Origin of the sequence: Niastella sp. OAS944, assembly GCA_024809215.1 — a bacterium.
Classification (GTDB): domain Bacteria; phylum Bacteroidota; class Bacteroidia; order Chitinophagales; family Chitinophagaceae; genus Niastella.
The window spans coordinates 2,151,278-2,166,373 of the sequence record JANUBW010000001.1 but is presented as its reverse complement, the minus strand read 5'-3'; the positions used below and the strand labels follow the sequence as shown (position 1 = coordinate 2,166,373).

General features: G+C 40.9%; 13 protein-coding genes. 8 read left to right on the top strand and 5 right to left on the bottom strand.

The annotated features are described in order from the left end of the window. Window positions 1–14: 14 nt before the first annotated feature. From nuoH to GGD38_RS08290, 8 genes are read left to right on the top strand one after another with little or no spacing between them, the layout of a single operon-like run. On the top strand, window positions 15–1,091 hold the full coding sequence (nuoH, locus tag GGD38_RS08325; protein ID WP_375298467.1) for an NADH-quinone oxidoreductase subunit NuoH: 1,077 nt from the start codon (window positions 15–17) through the stop codon (window positions 1,089–1,091). Then, window positions 1,079–1,558 (top strand): 4Fe-4S binding protein, encoded by a 480-nt coding sequence (locus GGD38_RS08320; protein WP_375298468.1) that lies wholly within the window; start codon window positions 1,079–1,081, stop codon window positions 1,556–1,558. Before nuoH ends, GGD38_RS08320 begins: the two co-directional genes overlap by 13 nt. A gap of 46 nt (window positions 1,559–1,604) precedes the next feature. After that, entirely contained in the window at window positions 1,605–2,219 is a 615-nt protein-coding gene (locus tag GGD38_RS08315; RefSeq protein WP_375298469.1) for an NADH-quinone oxidoreductase subunit J, read from the top strand. After that, entirely contained in the window at window positions 2,216–2,527 is a 312-nt protein-coding gene (gene nuoK / locus GGD38_RS08310) for an NADH-quinone oxidoreductase subunit NuoK (RefSeq protein WP_375298470.1), read from the top strand. The genes GGD38_RS08315 and nuoK overlap by 4 nt, the downstream gene beginning before the upstream one ends. A gap of 59 nt (window positions 2,528–2,586) precedes the next feature. Continuing rightward, window positions 2,587–4,515 (top strand): NADH-quinone oxidoreductase subunit L, encoded by a 1,929-nt coding sequence (gene nuoL / locus GGD38_RS08305; RefSeq protein ID WP_375298471.1) that lies wholly within the window; start codon window positions 2,587–2,589, stop codon window positions 4,513–4,515. Between the two features lie 18 nt (window positions 4,516–4,533). Continuing rightward, on the top strand, window positions 4,534–5,994 hold the full coding sequence (locus GGD38_RS08300; protein ID WP_375298472.1) for a NuoM family protein: 1,461 nt from the start codon (window positions 4,534–4,536) through the stop codon (window positions 5,992–5,994). A 3-nt stretch (window positions 5,995–5,997) separates the two neighbouring features. Beyond that, window positions 5,998–7,404, top strand: a complete 1,407-nt coding sequence (locus GGD38_RS08295) for an NADH-quinone oxidoreductase subunit N (RefSeq protein WP_375303787.1) — start codon at window positions 5,998–6,000, stop codon at window positions 7,402–7,404. An 8-nt stretch (window positions 7,405–7,412) separates the two neighbouring features. Further along, a complete protein-coding gene (locus GGD38_RS08290) occupies window positions 7,413–7,784 on the top strand; it encodes a hypothetical protein (RefSeq protein WP_375298475.1) in 372 nt (123 codons plus the stop codon). 181 nt (window positions 7,785–7,965) lie between these two features. Here the strand turns inward: GGD38_RS08290 and GGD38_RS08285 are convergent, their stop codons facing one another. The 5 genes from GGD38_RS08285 to GGD38_RS08265 all read right to left on the bottom strand — a co-directional run bounded on the left by GGD38_RS08285 (window position 7,966) and on the right by GGD38_RS08265 (window position 14,922). Beyond that, window positions 7,966–9,450: a hypothetical protein gene (locus GGD38_RS08285; protein WP_375298476.1), complete on the bottom strand. Its 1,485-nt coding sequence runs from the start codon at window positions 9,448–9,450 to the stop codon at window positions 7,966–7,968. Window positions 9,451–9,505: 55 nt separating this feature from the next. Next, window positions 9,506–11,080 carry a hypothetical protein gene (locus GGD38_RS08280; protein ID WP_375298477.1) on the bottom strand — a complete coding sequence of 525 codons (1,575 nt, stop codon included), beginning with the start codon at window positions 11,078–11,080 and terminating at the stop codon, window positions 9,506–9,508. Between the two features lie 30 nt (window positions 11,081–11,110). Further along, window positions 11,111–12,565, bottom strand: coding sequence for a M48 family metalloprotease (locus tag GGD38_RS08275; RefSeq protein ID WP_375298478.1), 1,455 nt, complete (start codon window positions 12,563–12,565; stop codon window positions 11,111–11,113). A gap of 203 nt (window positions 12,566–12,768) precedes the next feature. Beyond that, window positions 12,769–13,230 carry a hypothetical protein gene (locus GGD38_RS08270; RefSeq protein ID WP_375298479.1) on the bottom strand — a complete coding sequence of 154 codons (462 nt, stop codon included), beginning with the start codon at window positions 13,228–13,230 and terminating at the stop codon, window positions 12,769–12,771. 222 nt (window positions 13,231–13,452) lie between these two features. Then, entirely contained in the window at window positions 13,453–14,922 is a 1,470-nt protein-coding gene (locus tag GGD38_RS08265) for a PLP-dependent aminotransferase family protein (RefSeq protein WP_375298480.1), read from the bottom strand. Between the last annotated feature and the right edge of the window lie 174 nt (window positions 14,923–15,096).

The following is a 15,096-nucleotide window of genomic DNA, read 5'->3' as shown; positions in this document are numbered from 1 at the left end:
TGAAAAAGTAAAATATGTTTAGTCTTGAGCACATAACCAATTCAATTCAACAATGGTTGTACAGCACGTTCAGCCCAACTATGGCATTGATACTGGAATGCGCTATCGTTATGTTGCTTGTAATTGGGTTATTTGCTACGTTGGGACTGGTGTTGGTATTAATGGAACGCAAGGTGGCGGCACGTATGCAAATAAGATTGGGGCCAAACCGTGTAGGGCCCAAAGGTATTTTACAAACTACTGCCGATACGCTAAAGCTAATGATGAAAGAAGGGCTAACGCCCAATGGCGCCGATAAGTTCCTGTTTAACCTGGCGCCCTTCATTGTAATGATTGCGGCTATGCTTATTCTGGCTCCTATTGCATTTGCCAAAGGTTTTCAAATATGGGATATTAATATCGGTGTGCTGTATGTGTCGGCGGTATCATCGGTTTCGGTAATTGGCATTCTGATGGCTGGTTGGGCAAGTAACAATAAATATTCTCTACTCGGTGCCATGCGCAGCGGAGCTCAGATTGTTAGTTATGAATTGTCGGCTGGTTTATCAATTATTTCCATTGTTGTATTGTCGGGTAGTTTACAGATCTCGGAGATCGTTGCATCACAACAAACCGGTTGGTGGTTGTTCCGCGGACATATTCCCGCTATTATTTCTTTTGTGATCTTCATTATTGCTGTTACTGCAGAAACCAACCGCGCGCCTTTTGATTTGGCCGAAGCAGAATCGGAGTTAACAGCAGGCTTTCATACCGAATATTCAGGAATGAAGTTCGCGTTGTTATTTCTGGCAGAATACATCAACATATTTATAGTATGCGCTATTGGCGCCACCTTGTTCTTAGGCGGGTGGATGCCATTACACATAGGTAATTGGGAAGGGTTTAATCATACTATGGATTACGTTCCATCTTCAGTTTGGTTTATGGGCAAAACATTTTTCCTGATATTTTTGATCATGTGGTTTCGATGGACGTTCCCGCGCTTACGCATCGATCAGTTGTTGAGCCTGGAATGGAAATATCTATTGCCCATCAGTATGTTTAACCTGTTATTAATAACATTAATTGCAATAATGGGATGGCATTTTTAAAAGAATACATATCAGATGTGTATCGGGCAGTTGCTTCGCTCCTAAAAGGAATGAAAACAACGGGTAGTTATTTTATTCGGCCCAAAGAAATTATTACCCAACAGTACCCCGACAACCGGGCTCAAATGAAATTACCAGAGCGGTTCCGTGGTGAAGTGGTAATGGCGCACGACGACAATAACGAACATGCCTGTACCGGTTGCACCGCTTGCGAACTGGCATGTCCCAATGCTACCATCAAGATCGTTACCAAATTTGATACAACACCCGAAGGCAAAAAGAAAAAGGCGCTGGACACATTTGTATACCATCTTGAGTTGTGCACCATGTGTAATTTATGTGTGGAAGCCTGCCCCACCAGCGCCATAAAAATGGCGCAAACTTTTGAACATAGTGTGTATGACAGGAACCAGTTATTGAAGAAGTTAAATAAACCGGGTTCTAAAATAAGAGCCGGTGTTGAATAAAGGAGTTGAGGTCGTAAATTATAAGAACTTGTGATTAATAATTTTTATGGATGCATCCGCAATCATATTTTACTTAATATCAGCTTTCATACTGGGAACGGCGATATTGGCTGTAACCAGTCAAAAGATCTTTCGATCGGCCATTTGGTTGTTGTTTAGTTTGGTAGGTGTGGCTGCTTTATATTTTTGGATGCAGGTAGAATTTGTTGCCGCTGTGCAGATCATTGTGTATGTAGGTGGGGTAGTGGTGCTCATCATCTTCTCTATTTTTCTTACCCACTATTCGGGTAGTGAAATGCCCAAACCGCCATTGAAACGAATTCTTTTCTCTTTACTGGCGGTGCTGTTTGGGTTTTCATTTTCGTATCGCATCATTGCCGGGTATGGGTTTAATGCAGCAACAACTACAAAACCATTTAATGTTCCCGTATCTGCTATTGGCGAACAAATGCTCGATACTAAAAAGTATGGCTTTGTATTGCCTTTTGAGGTGGTGAGTATGTTGCTGTTGGCAGCCATGGTAGGGTGTATTGTTATAGCTATGCGATCGGTGCCCAAAGGAACGTCCGTTCAAAAACAAGCCGCTCCTATTGGGGCAAATGACGGAACAAATAAACTGATCCCTGAAACAAAAGATCTGGTAATAGAAGATAAATCATGAGCATACCATTAACACATATCTTATTTGTAAGTACTGCCTTGTTTTTTATTGGTACGTATGGGTTGTTCACCCGTCGCAACCTGATTACCATGCTTATGTCGATAGAACTGATCCTGAATAGTGTGAATATCAATTTTGTAGCATTCAATAAATACCTGTACCCCGATAAGCTGAATGGCGTGTTCTTTTCGCTGTTTATAATAACAGTTGCGGCCGCCGAAGCTGCCGTGGCGATTGCTATCATAATTAATTTATATCGTAATCATAGATCGATTGATGTAGAGGATGTGAAAGAAATGAAAAATTGAGTTGACGGGTTAACAAGTTGACAAGTTAACAGGTTGAAACCTGTATCACGATTTACCATATGGAATATTCAAACTACATAGCATTAATTCCCCTGCTACCTTTAGCAGGTTTTGTGTTGTTAGGTTTGTTTGGTAAAAAAACTTTTGCCAAATCAGCCGGTATAGTGGGTACGCTTTTCCTATTCATTTCAACAATACTGGCTTTTTATACGGCTTACCAGTACTTTTTTGTAAATGGAAAAGTGAATGGCGTATATCAACCGGTTACGGCGTTACAATATACCTGGCTGCAGTTTTCGTTGGGCATGTCTATTGATATGGGCGCGTTGCTCGATCCCGCTTCGGTAATGATGCTGGTAGTGGTAACCTTTGTATCGTTGATGGTGCATGTGTTTAGTTTGGGTTATATGAAAGGGGAAGAACGGTTTGCTACTTATTACGCGTTTCTGGGGCTGTTCACATTTTCAATGTTGGGGTTGGTATTATCTACAAACATTTTTCAGATCTATATCTTTTGGGAGTTGGTAGGTGTTTCCTCCTTCCTGCTCATTGGTTTTTATTACGACCGGCCTGCTGCAGTAGCTGCGGCAAAGAAAGCATTTATAGTTACCCGCTTTGCCGATCTGGGTTTTTTAATAGGTATATTGATACTTGCGTTTTACAGCGGCACACTCGATTTTGGCACCATGATACAACGAATAACCGGGACCAACTCCCCGGTTTTGGCGCAAATGACGGGGTATGGAGTGGTGGGAATACCAGTATTAAGCTGGGCGCTTACGCTGGTGTTTATTGGCGGTGCAGGTAAATCGGCCATGTTCCCTTTGCATATCTGGTTGCCCGATGCCATGGAGGGGCCCACTCCGGTATCGGCATTAATACATGCAGCTACCATGGTAGTGGCTGGTGTGTACCTGGTGGCCAGGCTATACCCAATTTACCTTATAGATGTTTCGGTGTTAAAATTGATAACCTGGGTTGGCGCCATCTCGGCTTTTCTGGCTGCCATCATTGCCTGTACCCAAACAGATATTAAACGGGTGCTGGCTTACTCCACCATTTCACAAATAGGGTATATGTTATTTGCATTAGGCGTTCCGGCTTATGGCGAAGCGGTGAATACAGGCTACACGGCCTCGTTGTTCCATCTTTTTACACATGCTTTCTTTAAATCATTATTGTTCCTGGGGGCGGGGGCTGTCATTCATTTTATACATACCAATGAAATGGGAAATATGGGCGGGTTGCGAAAGTTCATGCCCATTACACACGCCACTTTTTTAATAGCCTGTTTGGCCATTGCAGGTATTCCACCGTTGGCTGGTTTTTTTAGTAAGGAGGAAATATTGATTACGGCCTGGCAAAGCAATAAGCTTATATATTATATAGCCCTCATCACCTCGGGCATTACGGCCTTTTATATGTTCCGGTTATACTTTAGTATATTCTATAACAAAACTTCTACCCACAGTGATCATCATGGAGAAGGTAACCTGAATATGAAGTTACCCTTGCTGGTGTTGGCGGCGGCAGCTATTGTAGTTGGGTTTATACCCTTTACGCATTTTGTAGCTGCTAACGGAAAAGGTGAGGAGATCACTATTTCTGCCAGTTTTTCTATTGCTCCAATAGCAATGGCCCTTGCAGGTATTTCGCTGGCATTCGTTTTATACTTTAATGAGAACGACCAGCCGCAAAAACTGGCTACTGCCATCGGTGGATTATACAGGGCCATCAGACAGAAATTCTACTTTGATGAATTATACCTGTTCATTACAAAAAAGATCATTTTTAACGGCATTGCCAAACCGGCAGCCTGGTTTGATAAAAATATTGTAGATGGCTTTATGAATAAGCTGGGTTGGGCTACCACAGGTATTTCAGAACGAATAAAAGCATTACAGTCGGGCAGCATACAAAGTTATACGCTGTATTTCTTTGGTGGAATAATTGCACTGGCCGCGGTGTTTATTTATCTCTGGACATAAAAAATTAACACAAAACTGATGTTGTCAGTACTCATCATATTACCTATAATAACAGTTATCGCCTTATTGCTGTGCAGTGGCTTAAAGCAGGTAAGAGTAGTGGCGTTAGGTGGAGCGGTAGTTCAGCTGCTTTATTCATTTTATATTTTATTTACTTACTGGGAGCAGCGGGTGGTAGATGGAAGCCAAATGTTGTTTCAGGAGGACCATGTGTGGTATGCGCCGCTGAACATTCATTATCATGTTGGCATTGATGGCATTTCTGTAGCCATGATATTGCTTACTGCTTTTGTTACTGTTGCGGGCATCCTGGTTTCGTGGACCACGGCTAAGTTAAGTAAAGAGTTTTTCTTTTTGCTAACGTTGCTAAGCATGGGCGCTTATGGTTTTTTTATTTCGCTCGACTTGTTTACCCTGTTCTTCTTCCTCGAAGTTGCGGTTATACCCAAGTTCCTTCTGATTGGCATTTGGGGCAGCGGTCGCAAAGAATACAGTGCCATGAAACTGGCATTAATGCTTATGGGCGGTAGTGCATTGGTGTTTGTAGGTTTGGCCGGTGTTTATTTTAACACGCAAGCCCTCAGCGGTGCTCATTCCTTTAATATGTTGCAGATTGCACAACAGCATATATCACCAGAAGCGCAGCGATTATTTTTTCCGTTTGCTTTTGTTGGCTTTGGCATATTCACCGCCCTGTTCCCATTTCATACCTGGGTGCCCGATGGGCACTCTTCGGCGCCCACTGCGGCCTCTATGTTCCTGGCAGGGATAAGTATGAAATTAGGTGGTTATGGTTGTTTGCGGATGGCTACGTTGTTAATGCCAGATGCCGCACATTATTATTCATGGATCATAATTCTGCTCGCTACCATTGCCATCATCTATGGCGCATTCGCCACCATGATGCAAACCGATCTAAAATACATTAATGCCTATTCTTCCATAAGCCATTGTGGTTTTGTTTTACTTGGTATTGGTATGATGACGCAAACTGCCATTATGGGCGCGGTAATGCAGATGGTTTCGCATGGGTTAATGACGGCCCTTTTCTTTGCCGCCATTGGTATGTTATACGATAGAACGCATACGCGGCAGGTGGCGCAATTGGGCGGGTTATTAAAAGTAATGCCATTTATAGCTACAGTATTTGTAATAGCCGGATTGTGCTCACTGGGTTTGCCGGGCCTGAGTGGCTTTGTTGCCGAAGTAACGGTGTTTATGGGTTCCTGGGAAAAAGCCGATAACTGGTACCGGTTGGCAACTGTACTGGCCTGTGCATCGATCGTAGTTACCGCTGTCTACATTTTAAGGGCCATGGGCAAAGTGATCATGGGGCCCTTGCAGGTAGATGGCGCAACGGTGCAGCACAACTTAAGCGATGCCCGGTGGAATGAAAAAATAGCAGCTGGTGTACTAATAATAGGAATTATAGCCATCGGTATTGCTCCATTCTGGCTAACAGAACTGATTAATCAATAGTTTATGATTGATTTTTTATTACTAATGAAACAGGAACTGATCATTACGGTGATCATTTTTACCCTGTTGCTTTTGAAGATTGGAACTGAAATGTCTAATACCGCCATTCTGAACCTGGCCAATGGGTTGCTGTTGTTTAATCTGGCTGCGGGCTTTATGGGAAACCAGGCGGGCATGTTGTTCGATGGTATGTTTTTTACCAATCCATTAATAGTACTACAGAAAAATATTTTAAGCCTGGGTACACTCATTGTTTCATTACAATCATCATCGTGGTTAAAGAAACATGAGCATGTGCCGGAGTTTTATATTTTGTTATTAAGCAATTTACTGGGTATGTTCTTTATGATCTCGACCGGCAACCTGTTGATGTTTTATGTTGGGTTGGAATTATCGAGCATTCCATTGGCGGCTATGGCCAATTTCGATCTGGGTAAAAGAAAGTCATCAGAAGCCGCCATGAAGTTTATTGTATCATCAGCTTTTGCATCGGGCTTATTATTGTTTGGTATTTCGTTGGTATATGGCGCAACCGGCACACTTACTTTTAGTGAACTAGCTTCTCATATTACAGGCGGCCCTTTACCCGTTTTTGCTTTTGTATTATTACTGGCAGGGTTTGCCTTTAAAATATCCGTAGTGCCTTTTCATTTATGGACGGCCGATGTGTATGAGGGCGCACCGGTAGCCGTTACTTCGTGGTTATCGGTCATTTCAAAGGGATCGGTATTATTTGTGTTTGTTTCTGTTTTATATACAGTATTCAAACCAATGGCCGGCACCTGGTATAATATGTTGTTTGTTTTATCGATGTTAACCATATTGATTGGGAATCTTTTTGCCATCCGGCAAAACAATATCAAACGCTTCCTTGCTTTTTCGTCCATTGCACAGATCGGGTTTATTCTCGTTGGTATTACCGGCAGTTCTCAACTAGCCACTGCCTCCGTAGTTTATTTCGTACTTATTTATGTGTTCTCAAACCTGGCTGCTTTTGGTGTGGTTGCATTGGTAAGTTCAGTTACAGGGCGTGAGCAGGTAAGCGATTATAAAGGATTTTACAAGACCAATCCTGTTTTATCGTGGGTGCTTACCATTGCCTTGTTTTCGCTGGCTGGTGTACCGCCAACCGCGGGCTTTTTTGGAAAGTTCTTTCTGTTAATGTCGGGTGCTGGTAAAGGGAATTATGTTTTGATAACGGTGGCGGCATTAAATATGATCATCTCTTTCTATTATTACCTGCGCATTGTAAAAGCTATTTTTATGGATGCCAATGAACACCCGATAGAACATTTAGCAATACCTGCGTATCCCAAGCTGGCTATGTTTATTTGTGTTGCAGGTATTATTATTACCGGACTTACCGGTTATATCTACGACTATATTCATTCTTTAAGTTTTGGACTTTAATATTAATTATGGCTATTAATAAGAATCATGAGTTTGAAGAGCTGGATGGCGTTAAATGCGCCATTGTAGAAAAAAATGCGTCGCAACAACGGGTTGATTTTTTAAAACCATTATTAGAGTTCAATAAATATACAGTGGTAGTTGTAACATCGCCGCCACCTAAGGCCGCAGCGCCGGCGACACCTGCTGCTACAGATGCTCCGGTTCCAACACCACCGGCAACATTTACTATTGGTGTTACTGATGTTACGTTCAACCCCACCAATGCCATCTTTGGCAGACTATTGAAAACATACAATGGACACATTGTTACCTTGGCGTACTGGCAACAAAAGGAAACAGTAAGCAGGGATAATGTGCCATACTTTTCAAAAAAGTAGTAGTCGCAATTTTATTTACGTAGTCTTACTTGATCTTCGTCCTTACCATGAAATAAATTTTGCAAACTGGCCCTAATAAAGTGCCGGGCTATCCTTCGTACGATCTGTTTTAGTTTTTTAGTGTAGGGTGAACATAAAAAGACCCCGATGTTGCAGTCGGGGCCTTTAATTTTTTTAGTGTTTATATTGCTTCAATTGATACGGTTGTCGTTTTTTCTTTTTTGTTGTATTCTGCCACTATTACATGCCCTTCTTTGGCTGGAAAAACCTGAGTAGTAATATTGCCATCGATATGAGAAATGGTACGAACTACTTTTTTTGTATTGAGATTATAGATATAAATGTTCTGTTTATCATCTATGATCAGGTAAAAGGTTTTGGTGTCGGGGTTAGTAACCGTATAATACTTTTTTAAATTCGCGCTAAGGCCCTCATCGCCGGTTTTGAAAGAAGGTGTATTGTCACCTTCCACGGAGTTATCTATTGTAAGGTTACCTTTATCATCCTGTTTAAAAATGATGGTATTTTTTTGTGTTACTTTGGAACCATTTATAAGGATGGCAGTACCTATATGATAGGTTGCGTTGTTGTAATCTTTAAAGGAGTTACTATGCTTGAATATTGTTTCATCTTTAAAATGGCCGTCTTTTGTAATAAATGATTGAGAGCCGTCTACCCAATTAGAGAATACATCGGTTGTTATGCCTTTTACATGATCTTTTATGTTTATGGTAAATAAACCCGCATAACTGCCGTTTTTAAAATCATCTGGATCGTCATAGCTAAGATATTTTTTATCGGTTACTGTGTAACCGCTTATATATGCTTTACCAGTGGCAGGATCAACGCTAAAATTACTAAAATGGTATCTATTGCCCTGATCGTCATGGTTCATCCTGAGTGTTGAAGAAATGGAAGGGTCAGATGCATTATAGCCATACAATTCATACCCGCGGTGTAGCATATTGCCAGCCTTGTACCCCAGCACGTAAACATCCAGCCCGGCGGTTAACAAGGTTAAAGCGAAGGCTTCCTCTTTAATTTGCTTTTGCCATATGATATCGCCGCGGGTATTTAAAGTAACCAGGCTATTTTTTTCATCATCTCTGTAAAAAGCTGCAAACCCTTTTCCTGTAACATTAAGAAATTGTATTGGTCCCTTCAGGCCACCGTCAACATAAAAATCTTTGATCCTTGCGTTGCGTGGCACCACCTTATGGTACAATGTTACCGGTAACGAGGCTGTGTTAATAATTTTTCCATTAAGATTTAAGAACTGGAAAAAGACAGATGTCCTATCATTATTGATAGCATCAATATATTCCTGTCTGTTCGCAAACTCATTATTATAGAAGTTGCTTTTAAGGTAACACAGGCTCAATACATCCTGTTCCATTCTTGCACCATGTAGTATGAGTTTATGGTCCCTGAGATTAACCACCCCAATATCATTCAGGTTTTCATCCATAATAGTGATCTTGTAACTAAATGAATCGGTGCTTATTTTTTCAAGCTGGGTGAAAGCTACGTAACCCACCAGGGCATAATCCTGGTAAATTGGTTTGAACTGCGATGAAATGTCCTCGCTTACAGCTTTAAAGACTTTTTTTTGCGCATGGACATAACACACAGTGAGCAGCAGCAAAAGTGTGAATAACTTTTTCATTGATTTGGTTTTTGGGAAACAGTATTTGAGTTAGTGGCTTATATCCTATTTTATCTTACAATGCCTCAATAGAAACAGTAGTAGATCTTTCACTTCTGTTGTATTCCGAAACCATATAATGGCCTTCTTTGGCCGGGTAAATATTTGTGTAATAGTTACCTTCTTTACGTGGAATGGTGCGAATAATTTCTTTCGCTTTAGTGCTGTAAATAAAGAAATTACTTCTGTCTGACATGATCAGATAGACGTTTTTTGTTTCGGGATTGTTTGCAGTCATGTACGATCTGGTATCGAAGTACCAGCCAGCTCTATTGGGAACATAGTTTCCTTTGTCGGCTGCGATATATTTCTCTACTGATAATTCACCTTTTGGACTTTGTTTTAGTAAAATAGTATTGTCCATTTTTACTTTATTGTAGCCAAATGCTGCAATAAAAAATCCATAACCAACTGGCGCCAGGATAACAGAAGAGATTATAGAACCCACTTTAACTTTCTTTCTGTATGTTGTACCATAAAAATAAACGTTGCCATCATAATCCTTAATGGTACCATCATACCAGCAATTAGTTTTCTTTTCACGGATGCGGCCCTTTCTTGTGAAAAGCGGTTGCGATTCATCTTTCCAGTATGAATAAACCTCCGTAATATCGCTTTTCTTAGGTCCATTAACAGATATGGAATATAAACCTGCGTAAACGCCTCTTGCAAAGTGTTTGGGCGTTTCATAATTATTACCTTTTCTTGGGTCAATTATGCCCCCGCTTACAAAGAGGTTACCTGTAACCGGATCGTTTGAAAAAGAGGTAATACTTAATGAGTTGCCCTGTTTATCTTTCAGGACATGTTTAAACGGAGCCGCAGAATCGCCAATATGATATCCTAATACTTCATAGCCGCCCAGTTGCATATCGCCATTTCCTTTGTTGGCTTTATTTTTAGTGAGTACATAAATGTATTGTTTTGCTACTAACATGTTGGCGAGTTTAGCCCCCTCAAAAAGCTTTACCTGCTTTTGCCATAACTGATCGCCGGCAGTGTTAAAAGCCACAAGTGTATTTTTTCGTTCATCGCCATATAATAAGGCAAAGCCTTTTCCAGGAATATTGCGAAGGTGTACGCTTTTAATGGTACTGCCGCCCATATAGGATTTCCGGGCCAGTTTACCGCCATATTCAGAGCTTACCTGAACGCTTAATGAATTTGATTTTATGATCTTACCATCGAGGCTTAAAAACTGGGTTAAGATAGAGGTCTTCTCATTTTCCTTAGCCTGTTTATATTCTTTTTTGCTGGTATATTCCTTAAAATAGAAATTACTTTTAAAGTAAGCGAGGCATAATACATCCTGCTCAAAAGTTACACCGTATAAATACAATTTTACTTCTTTGAACTTCACCACGCCGATATCGTTCAGGTTTTCATCCATAAGGGTGATCTTATAGTTGAACGAATCGGCGCTTGCTTTTTCAAGTTGGGTAAACACTACGTAACCAACCAGGGCATTGTCCTGGTAAATAGGTTTTACCTGCGATTGAATGTCTTCGCCAACTTCTTTAAATACTTTTGTTTGAGCTTGCGTAACACACACTGATAATAGCAGCAGGAATGCTGTAAGTAGTTTTTTCATTCGTTTTGGTTGTAAAAGGTTTGGTAAGGGTTATTGCTTTTCAAAATTTTTGGCCAATTCGTAATACATACTGTTGGCATTGTCGGTAGTAAATGCTTTAGCTGCTTGTGATTTTTTAGTAGTAGAATTATCGGGGTCCAGTGCCAATGTGTAAAGGAAGCTTTTCAGCGCTTTTTCACTGGAAGGCATGTTTTGCCAGAAGCCTGCATTATGAAATTGTTTACAAAGTTGCTCCAGCTGTTCCCGGGGAATTTGTTCAAACATGGTTTGCAACTCATAATAGTCTTTTGAAATGTATTCTTTTTGAATTACACCAATTGCATTAAAGCGATGAAGTTCACGGTCGGAATAATATAAACCTGAGATGATATTGTTGAACATGAAATCGTACCATGCATCGGTATTACCCTTGTCTTTTTCAAGAAGTATGCGATACAGGCATGGCGTTAAGCTCATGTTGGAGTACATGTTCCAAATGAGCATTTTGTTTGCTTTATCGGTTATGTTTGCGGGTATGGGGGTAAGGGTAGCTGTCACATTCTGGCTACGGGTTTTATTATACCTTTCTACACAATCGGGGTGTGTCTTTAATGAGTCGCTAACGCCGGTAGTATCTTTAAAGTTATATGCCCTTGACGATAGGCCTTTTGACCGTTTTTTTGTCCAGGCATCCTCAAAAGGAAGGTTATAAGCAACAAAATAGTTCTTAACCGGTGTCTTCAGCGGCTGCTGATATACAATATCTGCACTATCGAGACGAAGGAAGAACCCGGCCTTAAAAGCAATATTACTTTTTTTCAAAAGTATGATCGCCAGTGAGTCGGCATCGCTTTCGTGGTAGCGCTGGTGTTTGCTTCTGCTGAATGAATAATTCTCGATCACTTTTTTTAGCCGGGTAAGCCGTTCATATTTAGAATCGAGTACAGCATTAAGCGACTTTTGGTATTCATCCGAAGTAAGCCATTCAGCGCGTTGCTTCATTGCGTTTTCAGGATGGGTAAGAATGTTGTGCGACAGTTCGTGGGCAATTACCAGCGACAGTTCTTCCTTTGAACGGCTAAATACAATAAGGCCAAGGTTAACCGCAATGATATTGTTTCCTATTGCATATGCGTTTACTGATGAGCTTCTGTCGATAAGTAACATAGGCTTCACCGGCATCAGGGCCTTATTTGCCTGAACGATCTCTGTAATAATGCCATCTACATAATCATACACTTCTTTGTCGTGAATGTAGTTATCGCCATCTATGGCGCCGGTAAAAAAGCTGGTGCGCTCGTCCCAGATCTCTTTGTATTTCTTTTGGGTGGCTTTGTCTTTATAAATGGCGGGAACCGTCCAGGCTTTTGTTAAGGAATCTTTTTGTTTTTTATAATATAGATGTGAAAGGTCCTGGAAATTGTACAGTGGCTTCGTTTGTGCAATTACAGGTATTGAAAGAACGGTTAAAAGGGCAGCAGTTACCAGGGGTTTTAGGGAATACATGGATACGTTTTTACGATGTAATTTTTCAGCGCAAAAATACTAATTCCAGGTGTTATATGGTATTTAAAATATATTGTATATAATGGTAATGTCAATAGTTTGTTTCATGGGGGGAATAAAAGCAAAAAGGCAAGGGTTGAAAGTATTACTTTCAACCCTTGCCTTTTTCCTAAAAAAAGAAACTTATTTTCCCTTCTCTTCTTTTATTGCGCCTTTTTATATTTTTCTACCAAGCGCAGATTTCCTTCATTGTCAGATTGAACAGTTGACCAGTATTTTTCATCTTCCAGCTTCACGTAATAATCCATTTTAGAAACACCGCCTTCGGCCATCACTGAAACTTCAACCACGCCAAAAATGCTTTTGGTTGGATAAGCTTCTTTGATCTTTGAGCGGATCAGGAATGGCATATTCGTTTCAAAATAATAACGGGTAAACTCAGTTATTTTTCCGTCTTTGGTGTACACAATGCGTGAACGAACACCATCTGTAACGAAATTAACCACCCATGCTTTGGGCATTTCATACCAATGAACGCGCTCGGCTTTGGGAAAACTGGTAGTGAAAGTTTTGATCAGTTCGTCTTTTTCACCCGGACCAGGATCACGGGCTATTAAACTGATGCAAAGGAATAATGCAGAGAACATAATGCTGAACTTTTTCATGGCTTAAACTTTTAGAAACTTAGAAACAATAATAATCGGTCGTAAAGGTATATTGTATTTGGACTATAACGGTATCCGGTTTTGAGATTCCAGGTAGTCCGGTTTAATGGGGCAACAGTAAATGATATTTGTGTATTACAACAAGCCAGGTATGAGCATAACAATTGTTAATGCTCTTGATGCATTTTAAAAAGTCGGCACTAAAACGGAGAAAGGAAATATTTATTTTGAGCGAATAGTTTTGATAAGCAGTTCAACAGCCTGTGCCGCCTCTTCTTCATTCATCCAGGCAAAGCCCATTCGGGTGGCATTCATAGAGATATCAGCGTTGTTATGTATTAAACCATTTGAAATAATAAGTCCCTGCGATCTTAATTTTTCTGCAAGCGGTGGCAGCGGTACCGATTTATGAAATTTTGCCCAAATGGCCAGTCCGCCATCTGGCACTTTAAAATCTATAATATCCGAAAGATTATCCTTCAATAAACTGCATAAGGAATCGCGACGTTTATGATAAGCAAGTTGTGCTTTTTTCAAATGCCTTTTTATATGGCCTTCTTCAAACATTTCGATCAGCGCCAGTTCCATAATGGGGTCGCCCTGCACATCAATCAGCTGCCTGATGCGGCTTAATTCAAGAATAAGATTTTGCGGCGCTATTATATAACCGGTTCGAATAGCTGGAGCAACGGTTTTGCTGAGTGTGCCTATATACACTACCATTCCTTTTGTATCGGCGCTTACCAGGGGCAGCATGGGACTGCTTAAGTAATGGAAATCGTAATCATAATCGTCTTCGATAATGATAAAACCATATTTTTCTGCAAGCGCCAGTAATTGAATGCGGCGGGCAGCCGAAAGCGTTACGGTAGTTGGGTAATGGTGATGCGATGTAATGTATAATGCTTTGATCTTTTTGCGACGGCATAACTTTTCAATTTCTTCTACATCAATGCCGCACTCGTCGACTTTAACGCGCGCCAATTGCATGCCGGCCTGTAGAAAAACATGATCGGCATAATAATAATTTGTATCGCCTACTATGATGGTGTCGTCTTTTGAAAATAGTACCACCGTTAAAAGATAAAGCGCCATTTGCGCACCCCGGGTAACCAGAATGTTTTCGAAAGTTGTTTGAACGCCACGGCTTGCATTAAGATAATCAGATAATACGGTCCTGAATTTTTGAACACCGGGCGTTTCAACGTACGACATAAATTTCAGGTAGGTATTTCTCGACATAACGCTTTTATAAGCCCGGCCCAATTCATCGGATGGTATCAACCGCATATCGGGCCCATCATGAAAGCCATTAATATGCCGGGTTGGCAAAGAAGGGTCTTTGGTAATTGTATTCACCTTTACGGAGTAACCGGTTGTGGCGGGAAAGTTCTTTTGCTTATGGTTGTTTGAAAAACGGCGGGCGTTTATTTCAGGTAATTCCTGGCTGGTAAATGTTCCTTTTGATGGATGCATTTCTATCCAGCCCTGCGCATCGAGCTCTTCGTAAGCCCGTACTATGGTTTTGCGATGCACCTCCAGTAGTTCAGCCATCTGGCGTGAGCCCGGTAGTTTAATACCGGGGCCAACCCGCCCTTTGCGCATTTCGCATATAACGCAATTGGCTATTTGTAAGTAAACCGGTGTATCACATTCTTTTTGTATCTGTATGATCGTTTTCCATGGAAGCATAGCGGACTACCTGACTGTTTAAAAATGACTACTAAGATAGTCCATTTTAGCGACTTACAGCCAGGAATGGAAGCCGCCGGCATGGCATGATTTTTAAATATTTTATATAACAATCTTTTAATTATGCGTGACTGGCTAAGAACTTTGATCGCCGGCTATGCCGCCTGGAGATGG